This window comes from Dendronalium sp. ChiSLP03b, from assembly GCF_034531165.2.
GTDB classification, from domain to species: Bacteria; Cyanobacteriota; Cyanobacteriia; order Cyanobacteriales; family Nostocaceae; genus Dendronalium; species Dendronalium minutum.
The window spans coordinates 1-12,175 of the sequence record NZ_JAVRBR020000066.1; the positions used below are offsets into that span (position 1 = coordinate 1).

Annotated in this window: 11 protein-coding genes; all 11 read right to left on the bottom strand. The window is 42.4% G+C overall.

Going from position 1 to position 12,175, the window contains the following annotated elements; genetic code table 11:
* Positions 1–90 precede the first annotated feature (90 nt).
* Positions 91–225: an MFS transporter gene (locus tag RMY31_RS16640; RefSeq protein WP_322656745.1), complete on the bottom strand. Its 135-nt coding sequence runs from the start codon at positions 223–225 to the stop codon at positions 91–93.
* A 335-nt stretch (positions 226–560) separates the two neighbouring features.
* Entirely contained in the window at positions 561–1,559 is a 999-nt protein-coding gene (locus RMY31_RS16645; protein WP_322656543.1) for an ABC transporter permease subunit, read from the bottom strand.
* The gene (locus RMY31_RS16650; protein WP_322656545.1) at positions 1,556–3,106 is read right to left on the bottom strand and encodes a sugar ABC transporter ATP-binding protein; all 1,551 of its coding nucleotides are present in this window, start codon (positions 3,104–3,106) and stop codon (positions 1,556–1,558) included. The genes RMY31_RS16645 and RMY31_RS16650 overlap by 4 nt, the downstream gene beginning before the upstream one ends.
* A 346-nt stretch (positions 3,107–3,452) precedes the next feature.
* Entirely contained in the window at positions 3,453–4,475 is a 1,023-nt protein-coding gene (locus RMY31_RS16655) for an ABC transporter substrate-binding protein (protein ID WP_322656546.1), read from the bottom strand.
* An 88-nt stretch (positions 4,476–4,563) separates the two neighbouring features.
* The gene (locus tag RMY31_RS16660) at positions 4,564–5,577 is read right to left on the bottom strand and encodes an ABC transporter substrate-binding protein (protein WP_322656547.1); all 1,014 of its coding nucleotides are present in this window, start codon (positions 5,575–5,577) and stop codon (positions 4,564–4,566) included.
* A gap of 824 nt (positions 5,578–6,401) precedes the next feature.
* Complete coding sequence (locus RMY31_RS16665) at positions 6,402–7,298, bottom strand: inositol oxygenase family protein (RefSeq protein ID WP_322656548.1); 897 nt, start codon at positions 7,296–7,298, stop codon at positions 6,402–6,404.
* A 179-nt stretch (positions 7,299–7,477) separates the two neighbouring features.
* The gene (locus tag RMY31_RS16670; protein ID WP_322656549.1) at positions 7,478–7,834 is read right to left on the bottom strand and encodes a DUF1815 family protein; all 357 of its coding nucleotides are present in this window, start codon (positions 7,832–7,834) and stop codon (positions 7,478–7,480) included.
* A gap of 148 nt (positions 7,835–7,982) precedes the next feature.
* A complete protein-coding gene (locus RMY31_RS16675) occupies positions 7,983–8,468 on the bottom strand; it encodes a gluconokinase (RefSeq protein ID WP_322656550.1) in 486 nt (161 codons plus the stop codon).
* 12 nt (positions 8,469–8,480) lie between these two features.
* On the bottom strand, positions 8,481–9,740 hold the full coding sequence (locus RMY31_RS16680; RefSeq protein ID WP_322656551.1) for a lactate racemase domain-containing protein: 1,260 nt from the start codon (positions 9,738–9,740) through the stop codon (positions 8,481–8,483).
* A gap of 2 nt (positions 9,741–9,742) precedes the next feature.
* Complete coding sequence (locus RMY31_RS16685; protein WP_322656552.1) at positions 9,743–10,597, bottom strand: SDR family oxidoreductase; 855 nt, start codon at positions 10,595–10,597, stop codon at positions 9,743–9,745.
* Between the two features lie 102 nt (positions 10,598–10,699).
* Complete coding sequence (gene uxaC, locus RMY31_RS16690; protein WP_322656553.1) at positions 10,700–12,121, bottom strand: glucuronate isomerase; 1,422 nt, start codon at positions 12,119–12,121, stop codon at positions 10,700–10,702.
* Positions 12,122–12,175 lie beyond the last annotated feature (54 nt).

The window sequence follows — 12,175 nt, forward strand, 5'->3', positions numbered from 1 at the left end:
AGCCTTTCGAGGCTTTAATTTCTAAGTTTTGGCTATAAATTTTAGTTACTGTTAGAAAATAAAGGCTCAAAGCTTGACTCAATCAAAGTTTCAGAATCTTGCTTCGATTATTGTTTTCCGAGAGTGACAAAAGAAAGATAACACATAATTGCGACCAAATTTATCTACAAAGGCGATCGCAATCAGTGTCGTAATAATATTTACTGCACCTGTAATCCCTGTAATTGTGAGAGAATCTTTTTCCGAAAACCCGACTGCTCACCATAAAACGCTGCTGTAGTAGTGGAGGTCATGGTTATATCTCGTATGAAAAATCTGGCGTTGTTGAATAGAGAGATGATTGACTCACGCAGAGAGAGGCTGTGCGTTGCGCGGGTTCCCAAGGTACTCCGTTGAGCGGCTTTGCCGACTTGTTCGCTCTTAGCGTTCCCGAACTCAGGTGAAGTACCATCACGTTGTAGTAACTGGTGTCACGCAAAGACGCACAGACAAAAGAAACAGAGTTAATAAAGATAACAATTTATTCCTTCTGCCTTCTGCCTTCTACCTCCTGCCTTTCTTTACCGTCTGGAACGTCTGCGGACTCGGTCGATCATCACTGCCAAAATAATTACCAATCCTTTGACGACTAGTTGCCAGAAGAAAGACAGATTCAACAAGGTTAGACCGTTGTTAAGAATCGCAATGATCAATGCACCAAGAAGGGTTCCGCCAATAGTACCAATACCGCCTGTAAAGCTGGTTCCACCAAGAATCACAGCAGCGATCGCATCTAACTCATAACCCTGACCTAATAAGCCACTAGCACTATAAAGACGGCTGGCACTCATGATGCCAGCCAAACCTGATAGCAATCCACTCACACCATAGACAAATAGCAACACCCGATTAACTTTAATCCCAGTTAATCTTGCTGCTCGCTCGTTACCACCGACTGCATATATTTGTACTCCTAAGACAGTTTGTCGTAGCACAAACCAACTCACTACTACAGTCAATAACGCAATGATAACTAGCCAAGGAAGTGGGCCGACATAGCTGTTACCTATCCAAGCAAAATTTATGTCGCGGTTGATCACCGTTGTTCCTTTGGCAATCAAATAGGCAACACCACGCAAGGCGGTAAGTGAACCCAACGTGACAATAAAAGGCGGCACATCTAAAAAGGTGATCAAAGCGCCGTTCACTAAGCCCAAAAGCAATCCTGCGAGTAAACCAGCAGGCACAGCGGCCCAACCTATAGCGGGAAGTAACGATACCAAGAGGGTAACTACGGCAGAAACAGCTAATATTGAACCAACTGAAAGGTCAATGCCTCCGGTGAGAATTACAAACGTCATCCCGGTTGCCAGCACAATATTGATTGATGCTTGGCGTAAGATATTAACGATGTTACCGCCAGTAAGAAAGTTGGGAGAAAGGAATGTAAATAAAATGCAGATGATGACGAGAATCGGCAGAATACCTGCAACCTCAAGCAGAGTATTGATTGATTTCCGATTGAGCGACATCGGAGCATTGCCCGATTTCTTATTAGCTGGTCTTACGGTCTGACTCATGATGATACCTCCGATGCTCCAGTCGCATAGTGCATAATATTTTCTTGGGTAATTTCTTTTTCCGGACTGCCGTCAAGTTCGCCCACTAGCCGTCCTTCTCGCATCACAAGGACGCGATCGCTCAATCCGACAACCTCCGGTAGTTCGCTGGAAACCATCAAAATCGCTACGCCTTGGGCTGCCAATTCACTGATAATTCGGTAAATTTCGCTTTTGGCACCAATATCTACGCCGCGTGTTGGTTCATCTAACATCAGTACTCTCGGCTTAATAGCTAGCCAACGCGCGAGTAGTAGCTTCTGCTGATTCCCACCAGAAAGATCCACGGCTCTGATTTCCAAATTCGCCAGCCGGATATTGAAGTTTTCCACTGCTTGCTTCGCCAAGAGATTGACTGAACCCCAGTTGACAATACCAGCCTTGGCATCTTGCTTGAGTGTGTTAAGGGCAATATTCTTCCGAGAACTCATCTCCAAAAATAAACCCTGGTCTTTGCGGTCTTCCGGGACGTAGCCAATGCCGGCAGCAATGGCATCACTAGGCGAATTAATATTCAGTTTCATGCCATTCAGGAAGACTTCCCCACTTGCCTTGCGGTCAGCACCAAAAATTAGTCGGGATACCTCTGTGCGTCCTGCACCAACTAACCCAGCTAGACCGAGAATCTCTCCAGCGCGAATTTGAAAACTAGCTGGCTCAATCTTGCGTCCGTCACTAATATTTCTGACTTCCAGCACTATCGGTCCAGGATTGGTTTGCCGTTGGTGTTCGTAAAAATCCTGCATTGAGCGACCAACCATCATCTGTACTAATCGCTGTGCAGAAATTTCATCCCGCGTCAAACTACCAATGTATTGACCATCGCGCAGTACGCTAATCCTGTCAGCCAATGCATATATCTCTTCCATGCGGTGACTGATGTAGATAATAGCAATGCCATCATCTTTAAGTCTGCGAATTACCTCAAACAAATGCTGAGTCTCGCGGTCAGACAGGGCTGCTGTTGGCTCATCCATCACCAAAATTCGGCTTTTGTCCTTCAGTGCCCTGGCAATTTCTACCTGCTGCTGTTCGGCGATCGATAAAGTGCCAACCACAGTATTTGGTGTAAAAGTTGCTCCGAGGCTTTGCAGCACTTGTTGTGCTTCCTCTTCCATTCCTTTGCGGTCTAAAAATTGACCTCGTTGCAACTCGCTACCCATAAAAATATTTTCGGTAACGGTTAAATTAGGCGCAACGTTGAGTTCTTGATAAATAAGATTAATACCTGCTTTGCGTGCTGAAGCCGGATCGGTAATTTTTACGGGTTGACCATTGATACGAATCTCGCCTTCATCGGCAATGTAAGCCCCAGCCAGGATTTTCATCAATGTGCTTTTACCTGCTCCGTTCTCACCCATTAAGGCGTGAACCTCTCCTGGATAAATCGTCAAATTGACATTTTCCAGAGCAGATACACCATGAAATCTTTTTGAAACCCCTTGCATTTCTAATACAGGGGTAGCAGTTGGTACATGAGGAAAAAAGGTTTCAATACTTGTTGTCATGAGCCGATTCTCTAAAAATAATTTAGAATTCGCCATTGTTGAGTTAGAAATTAAAGCGTTGCTGAATTTGAGTATGAATTGATATTTTTGACTAAAGTCGAAGGTCTATTTTTTGCGCTTTTGCGCTTTTGCGCGAAACAAAATTTATCTCATCAATCAGCAACACCGAAACTAATCAACTCACGCCTGATGTGAAATTAAAGTTAATTACAAAATTGTGTTTGAAAAACCAGCCACTGATGCCTATCTATACATTATGGAATGGATAGGTGCAAAGACACTAAGCATCTATTGGATAATTCACATTAGGCATAATTTTCAATTCCTAACTAGCAATTATGATTGCTTACCAACTTTTCTCTGTGCTGACGTTATCTTTTGTAATCAACTTGACTGGAATTAGAATGGTGGAATTACTTGGTTTTTTACCATGCAAGATGTCGTTGCCAACTTCAACTGCTTTTGCAGCCATTCCTCGTGGATTTTGAGTAGCTGTTGCAGCATATATCCCATCTTTATTCGCGATCGCTTTGATTGCTTCTGGGGCACCATCGACCCCAACAATAAAGAAATCCTTACGTTGTGCTTGGATTGCTGCTAGTTCTGCTCCTACCCCACTCGGATCGTTGATGGCAAAAACAGCATCTATTTTGGGAAAGGTTGTCAGCAAATCAGTCATGACTCTGAGTCCTCCATCCCTGCTTCCCTCAGCATTCTGATCTTTAGAGAGGATTTTGATCTCAGGATATTTGGATAGTGCTTTCTCGCAACCACTAACTCGCTGAACCACTGATTCCACCGCAGGGCCATTGACGATTACGACATTACCTTTGCCTTTGAGCCGATCGCCAATATATTTACAAGCAACCTCTCCAGCTTGCACATTATTAGTAGTAACGGTGGCATCTACTCCCTCTGCACCTGTATCGACGGCGATGACGATTCTACCTGCTTGTTTAGCTTTTTCCACTGCTGGCTTAATGCCATTTTTATCAGCCGCATTCAGGATAATGATGTCAGTATTCGCCGCTGTGAAGTTTTCAATTTGGTTGGCTTGTTGGTTGAGGTCATAGGCACTGGAAACCACACTAACTTTGACATCATTACCGCCGATTTTCTTGGCTGTTGCGTCAATTTCCTGTCCCATCAGGACGAAGAAGGGGTTACTTAGATCGCCAGCTGTGAAAGCTACCGATCGCAATTTCCCATCCCCAGTACCAGTTTTACTCTCTGCGCTAGTATTCGTAGCAGTGTTGGTATCAGTGTTAGTAGCAGTATTGCCATTTTGAGAGCCATTTGAGCAACTAATAACAGTACCGCTGAGAATGCCTAATAGGCTAGCTGCGATCGCAATCTTTTTCACATTCATAAATCTCCTCTTTGAAAAACTGTTGAGTGCTGAGTCAGGAGTTATCTGCCTCATCTCCCCCTGCTCCTCCTCTGCTCCCCTACTTCCCCTACCAGCCTTTGTAGCTGCTGAGGTTTTCTCGCGTGACTAACTTGACTGGAACCAGAATGTTGGGTGACTCCAGTTTTTTGCCTTGGATGACATCGTTGCCAACCTCAACCGCTTTTTGTGCCATGCCTGCGGGATCTTGAGCAGCAGTTGCAAAAAATACACCATTTTTATCTTCCATTGCTTTGGTTGCATCTGGTGAACCATCAACCCCAACAATAAAAAATTCTTTACGTTTTGCTTGTTTTGCTGCTAAGTCTGCGCCGACGCCGCTTTGGTCGTTAGTGGCAAAAACAGCATCTATTTTGGGAAAAGTTGTAAGCAAGTCAGTCATAACTCTGAGTCCACCATCCCTTGTCCCTTCTGCGTTCTGGTCTTTAGAGACGATTTTTATTCCAGGATATTTGGACAATGAAGTCATACAGCCTTCAACTCGCTGGACTATGGAATCCATCTGAGTACCGTTGAGAATGACTACGTTACCTTGACCTTTGAGGCGATCGCTAATATATTTGCAAGCAATCTCTCCCGCTTGCGTATTATTAGAACTAATCATTGCATCTACATCTGCATCAACGGCTGAATCTACCGCAATCACAACTCTACCTGCGTTCCTTGCTCGATCGATTGCTGGTTTAATTCCTTTTTTGTCAACCGCACTGAGGATAATTAGGTCAGTATTCGCCGCAGTGAAATTTTCGATTTGGTTGGTTTGTTGATTCAGGTCAAAGGCACTGGACACTGCATTAACTTCGATCTCATTGCCGAGTTTATTCGCTTGTTCTTGAGCGCCTTTCTGCATTGCTACATAAAAGGGGTTACCCAAATCGCCAAGGGCAACACCGATAGTTTGCAATTTTCCCTTTGGAGAACTAGCCTGATTCAAACTAGTATTGGTAGCTGTGTTAGTCTCACTATTAGAAGCAGTGTTGCTATTTTGAGAGTCATTGGTGCAAGCAACAAGAGTACTACTGATAAAACCTAATATGCTAGCTGCAAACAAAATTTTCTTCATATTCATCTATATCCAAGAACGCATTTGAATTTGAGGAAAATCAGCAGAATTTAAATCTGCTATATCAGACAATCTTGACAACTTCCGACTTAATTTAGTGGCACTGCTAGCTTTGGCAATTTCAATTATCAAACATCTTGCAATCTGATGTAATTTGAATTGTTACTATTAGTTACACTAGATTATTTTTTGGCTCAATCGAGCAAAACATTGAACGCTGCAATACACACAAAAATCAGTTTTTGTTCTTTGTGAAAACTTGATTTGAAAGTGTGTAGTTGAAAACAGTTGTTCGTTAAGATTTAAAGAATTTTATGCTATCAAACTTACAAGTTTTTCTGTTATTTTTTTACTAGTTTATCCTTTCTTTTTGGCAAAAATGAATTTACTTTATTGAAGTTTACAAACCAAACAATTCTTTGTTCATCTGAATGTAATATCATATTCAATGAGCGGCTTGTCATTAGTTCTGACGTGGAGATAAGTCCGTTCGTCGAAGCCGAACGGAACTTTAGACACAGAAAAATTTTTAATGTCACAGAACGGACGCGATGAGTAGCTTTGCGCCTATTTCGGTTGACTAGGTAATTCCATAAAAATCAAGCAAGTGGCTGGCAAATAAGGATATCTGTACAGTTTTTGTATGCTGTTACAGACATAAATTATGACATTAAGATTTGAAAAACATTTCACTTGGTTTAGGCTTGTCGAAGAATTTTTGCTGATAATGACGAGCAAAAAATAATTACAATCTCGACAACCAAAATCAGGTATAATATCAATGCAATATTCTTTAAATCTTTGCCTTTACTACTACCGAACATTCAAAATTTTAATGTTGCGGGTAAATATTTAGCCACTAAATCCTCATAGTACGACTTTAGTGTTTGCCAGTCAGGAGGATTAGGATTTTTTGAATACAAATCGTAGGGATTGAATAACTTCACCCATTTAAACATTTCTTTATCGTGTTTATCCATTAAATGGTCGTATGCGTTTTCACGATGTTGAGGATAAAATGAGTGATAGCGAAGGATGTACAATGCTGGTTCTGGCAAGTAAGGTTTCATCATGCTATAGAAATACTCATCGTGTCCCCATGACATGTGTACATTACTTAATCCACAATTTGGTTCGTATATACCATATTTAGTGTTATATATCGATTTATTGCGATCGGGATTATTTTTGAAAAATTCAGAGAAGACGATTTTATCAGAGAATGCACAACCTACAGGATAGGTATCGCCTACGGTAGCCCATTGAGGTTCACCAAATAGACAAAGTACCTTTCCCATGTCGTGAAAGAAACCAGTCAGTACCATCCAATCAGGATGACCATCGGCGCGAATCGCTTCTGATGTTTGCAACAAATGCTGTAATTGGTCTAGGTCTGTATCGGGATCTGAATCATCAACCAATTGATTCAAAAAGTCGACTGCATCCCAAACAGTCATTTCTTTCTTGTCAAACTTTAAAAACTCTGCTTTTTTTTGTAGTACAAAATCATATGTTTGATTAATATGATTTAACCGATAGAATTCTTTGACTGTATCTCTGGTAAGCGTTTCATAATCCCTGTATGCTTCAACAGTTTTACCTTCTTGAACTATGCTGTTCGGATCGGGATAGCGATTAAGTAAGTCTTCTTCCCATTCTTCCAACGAATGTAAGGGGTTGTTTTGAGCTTGCTTGATGAGACGAGTTAGAGTTTGAGACATATCTTCCCACTTTTCGATGCTGATTTGTTAGTTAAATAATACTTTTGCACTTCATTTAATGCACAGGTGTGCAAAAACTGTATTGAGCTTATTTTTATTTTTGCACACGTGTGCAAAAATAGTTGTTAATTTTTTTATCTATTTGCACAAGTGTATATTTTGCCTTCAAAAAACATTCTTTACTTTAGTAAGTGAATATTTTCCTGTGGATGCTTGACAATGTGGATTTTTTGCTGTGGATACTTGGCAATATCAGACAATTCCTGCAATTGATTTATCGCTTCTGCACCCTCTAACTTCATTAATTCGCGGTCATCCCAGATTTCCATCCAAGTGATACCATAATCAGACACTAAAAACCGAATCAGGTGCTTTTCTCCCAGACTAACCATAAATGAAGCACTCTTGATTTTGTGGCCACATGTATAACAAGATGTAGGATAGCCGCGTTGCTCAAGTACAATTGATAAGGCTTGCAGGCTCATTACCAAGTCTTGAACGACTTGCTGATGTTGTTGCGCTAATCTTAGAAACATAAGTTTCCTCTTACAACTACAGTGATGCGATCGCTTTTATATTTGTATGAGATTACTTTTGATATGATTTAGTTGCCAAAACACCGTATTTTCAGAGAAAAGCGATTAATCTCGTCTGAGGGGTACTTTATAGACTTTAATCAATAAGCTAAATTCCCAAAGTCATTCTGATGTTTTGGACAATTGCCTGGGGTGTCTGTGCAACATCCATATGTATAGTGTCTAATGGTTCTTCCAGAGTCTCAAACTGGCTACCTAGGAGTTTTTCACTCATATAGTGATTTTGACGCTGTTGCAATCGCTGTTGAATTAACTCATAAGCCCCTTTGAGGTAAACTAGCTTGATGCGTTCGCTATCCAATGTAAGAAATTGGCGATAGCTTTGTTTCAGTGCCGAACACGCCAGTACCACATCTTTATTGTCTTGTAGCCATTGTTTAATAGCTGTTTGCAAATTTTGCAACCAAGGCATCCTGTCGGCTTCAGTTAAGGGGATACCACGCCGCATTTTCTCAACATTCTCCAGCGAGTGGAAAGCATCGGCATCACTAAATTCCCAGTGTAAAGAGTCTGCTAACAGTTTTCCCACAGTGGTTTTGCCAGATCCAGAAACACCCATTACGAGAATAATCATTACACCTCTTGATTACGAATTAAGACGGTACAGTATCTCCCCAGCTTTTGGTACAAGCAAAATGCCTTCATTCTCACGGTTTGACCATTCTGTTGGTTGAATGGTAGCTGGATCGCGATAGTTTAAGTTATGCACTGCACAGCGTTCAGGAGAGATACCTGTAGCTAAAGTGACGTGAATTCTTGCTTGTTCCCCTTTTATAGAATCAAAAGTGCCCATACCTTTCAAGTGAGTGCTATGGGCGAGTACTCCACCAGGATACGCTTGGAATCTATCCCATTGTTTGAGAAAGTAATCACGCACGTGATAGCCTACTTCGGCTAAGATTTCGCCGTGTGTATAGCTAAATTCGGTAATGTGGGGGGCATATATAATTAGCTCACCTCCATCAGTCACTACTGGCTCTAGCTTGTACATTCCTTTAGCCGCCGTCCAAATGTCGTCATACATTTGGGGCATTACCGACAGCACTTGTTTAAAAGGCTTATCTACGTATTTGATATGTACTTTGGCCGATAAATTGGCAGCGGCTTCCCAGGCTGACTCTGGTTTATCTATATAAAGCCCAGCTAACTGATTCGTTTTTGGTGCAACCACCATTGCTAGACAAAGCTTCGGAGTAGGAATTAGGCTAGCGGCTCGGTTTATCAAGCGCCGAACTGGTGTGATTCCTGGTTTACCAATAATTTCGTAACAGGTGATTAAAGCACCCAACCAGTGTGATAAATTAATGACTTCCTGACCACTAATACCGGGAAAAAAATATTTATTTCCACCAGAAAAACCGACAACTTCGTGGGGAAAGACTGGGCCGCAAATGATTATCAAATCATATTCTATTACAAGTCGATTAACACGCACCTCAACTGCCTGATGCAGCATTCCCCTGCTGATATCTGCGATTTCATCTGCCGAAATCACTCCACAAGAAATAAAGGTATCTGGTTTATTCCACAGGTGGTTAAAAATTTGAACTTTTTTAAAAGTTGTTTCTCGCTCTTGTGGTGTTACATCTACCAAGCGATTAATTTGTTCCTGACTCATGGGATTATGCGTACCCAGAGCGATTAAATAATCTAGTGCAGCAACCCGATCGCCCAACTCTTTATGAAGTAATCGAAACATTTGGGGTATGGGAGCAGTGCGGGTACCATCTGGAATTAATACTAAGATACGTTTTCCATCTAACGTAGAGTCTGCCAAAGCTTCATGAACCAGCTGGGAAACTTGCTCATCGGCAAGTGTGCCGTTAGTTACAGCCAGTGAATACATTTTTAAACTCCGCTGTAGATACTAAATCCACCATCTACGGGTACAACTACCCCGTTGACGAAACTAGAACCAGAACTGCATAACCAAATCAAAGTACTGAGTAATTCGTCAGGTTCTCCGAAACGCCCAGTGGGGGTATGCTCAATAATTTTTTGCCCGCGAATTGTCAAACTTCCATCTGCGTGTAGGAGTAAATCTCGATTTTGCTCCCCGATAAAGAAACCGGGGGCGATCGCATTTACTCGCAGTCCAGCACCATACTTTTGGGCGAGTTCTACAGCTAGCCAGCGCGTAAAGTTATCTATCCCCGCTTTCGCCGCTGAATAGCCAACCACCCGACTGATTACACGTATAGCAGACATCGAAGATATATTGACAATACAACCGCGGGGCTGATTTCTTTCAATCATTGCCTGACCAAAAACTTGGCTAGGCAGTAGAGTACCAACCAAATTTAGACTAACCACTTGCTCAAAAGCTGCGTGTGGCATATCAAAAAAAGTTGCATCAGGAGTAATTGTGGCAGCGGGGATATTGCCGCCGGCTGAGTTTACTAGAATATCTATCTGACCCCAATGCTTGATAATAGCGCTTTTGGCTATTTCTAATTGCGAGCGATCGCTAACATCTGCCACCACAGCAATACTTTCTCCACCGTTAGCGCTAATATCAGCCACCACCGCACCCGTCCGTGCTTCATTGCGACCAAGAACAACTACTCGCGCCCCAGCAAGAGCTAAACCCCGTGCCATAGCTCCACCAAGCACACCAGAACCGCCTGTGACTACAGCTACTTGGTCTTTGAGACTAAAAAGTTTATTTAAAATCAAGTCTGGTTTGTTCAATAAGTCTGGCATCAATAATTCCTCTGCTTATACAGTTTCCCAAAAATCCTGATAGAAATTATTCCCCCTAGTCTCCTTTGTCTCTTCAGCAAGTAATATCTTTGAACGCAAATATTAGTCCAATTTATAAGCCACCCTAGCGAGGTCGTAAGCTAAAGCGCGAGCCATTTCATAGCCTTCTTCTTCCTCGACCAACCCACGTGTTACCAATCCCGCTAACCAATTACAAGCTATACGCCGCCAAACAGTATGGCGAGCTGGAATGGAAACGAAAGCGCGTGTATCATCGTTAAACCCGGCGGTATTGTAAAGGCCAGCAGTTTCCATGACTCGCTCGAAGTAGCGTTCCATACCATTCACGCTATCGTGAAACCACCAGGGCGGCCCGAGCAGTATAGCTGGATAATGACCGGCTAAAGGAGCGAGTTCGCGGCTGTAAGTGCTTTCATCCAATCCAAAAAGGATTAAGTGGAAGTTCCTATTATTGCCGTAGACTTCCAACAACGGACGCAGATTTTCAGTCCACTCTATTTGCAGTGGAATATCGGCACCTTTGTCAGATCCAAATTGCTCAAACACAGCAGGGTTATGGTTGCGTGTGATACCACAATGCATTTGCATCACCAGACCATCTTCCACACTCATCCGAGCCATTTCCACGAACATATGACCAGTAAAACGCTGTGCATCATCTGGATTTAGCTTGCTGACTAATGCTCTCGCAAAGATAGCCTCTGCTTCCCGGTCACAAAGGTGCGTGGTATAAGGCGTAGCTGCGCTCTGGTCAGTAGCTGTCGCGCCCATTTTTTTAAAGAAAGCTCGACGTTCTTCTAAAGCTTGCACAAAAGTAGCGTAAGTGCTGATTTCCCAGTCTACAGTGCTTTCCAGCTTGGCAAGATTTTCGCGCCAACCAGGAGTGTCTAGGTTAACTACTGCATCTGGTCGAAAAGTCGGTCTGATGTGAGTAAAACCTTCTTGGTGAAGCGATTGATGATGCTCAAGGGTATCACTGGCCGCATCAGTAGTACAAAGCACTTCAATATTAAAGCGTTTGAATAAAGCACGAGGCGAGAACTCAGGTAAGGTCAACTGATCTTCTAGATAATCATAGATATCTCCGGCATTTCGGGAATTTAAAGGCTCATCGACTCCAAAGACGTTATATAGTTCATCTTTTAGCCACAACCCAGACGGAGTACCCCGGAATAGATAAAAATGTTCGGCGAAAAGCTGCCAGATTTTGCGGTGGTCAGTTTCTATCAGCGAACTGTCACTGGTAGGTATACCCAAAGCTTGCAGAGGTATGCCCCGACTATAGAGCATTCGGAAAATATAGTGGTCAGGGATAATAAATAATTCAGTCGGCGAACCAAAACGCGCTGCTGGATTAGCTAACAAGGCTAGATCTACGTGGCCGTGAGGGCAGACCAGCGGTAAAGCGGATATGCTATCAAAAAATTGATGGGCTATTTGTCTTTGAATTGGTTCTGGGGAGAAGCAGCGATCGCCAGATAAACTACGTTTTTTGGTTAACATAATTTTTGTCCGATAAAAAGTTATTAATGAAAAACAGAAGGCATAAATAAAGAT

Excerpts from the sequence above, each read along its gene's own strand:
- RMY31_RS16655 (WP_322656546.1), bottom strand. The coding sequence starts at position 4,475 with ATGAATGTGAAAAAGATTGCGATCGCAGCTAGCCTATTAGGCATTCTC.
- RMY31_RS16645 (WP_322656543.1), bottom strand. The coding sequence starts at position 1,559 with ATGAGTCAGACCGTAAGACCAGCTAATAAGAAATCGGGCAATGCTCCG.
- RMY31_RS16675 (WP_322656550.1), bottom strand. The coding sequence starts at position 8,468 with ATGATTATTCTCGTAATGGGTGTTTCTGGATCTGGCAAAACCACTGTG.
- RMY31_RS16665 (WP_322656548.1), bottom strand. The coding sequence starts at position 7,298 with ATGTCTCAAACTCTAACTCGTCTCATCAAGCAAGCTCAAAACAACCCC.
- uxaC (WP_322656553.1), bottom strand. The coding sequence starts at position 12,121 with ATGTTAACCAAAAAACGTAGTTTATCTGGCGATCGCTGCTTCTCCCCA.
- RMY31_RS16685 (WP_322656552.1), bottom strand. The coding sequence starts at position 10,597 with ATGCCAGACTTATTGAACAAACCAGACTTGATTTTAAATAAACTTTTT.
- RMY31_RS16670 (WP_322656549.1), bottom strand. The coding sequence starts at position 7,834 with ATGTTTCTAAGATTAGCGCAACAACATCAGCAAGTCGTTCAAGACTTG.
- RMY31_RS16680 (WP_322656551.1), bottom strand. The coding sequence starts at position 9,740 with ATGTATTCACTGGCTGTAACTAACGGCACACTTGCCGATGAGCAAGTT.
- RMY31_RS16650 (WP_322656545.1), bottom strand. The coding sequence starts at position 3,106 with ATGACAACAAGTATTGAAACCTTTTTTCCTCATGTACCAACTGCTACC.
- RMY31_RS16660 (WP_322656547.1), bottom strand. The coding sequence starts at position 5,577 with ATGAAGAAAATTTTGTTTGCAGCTAGCATATTAGGTTTTATCAGTAGT.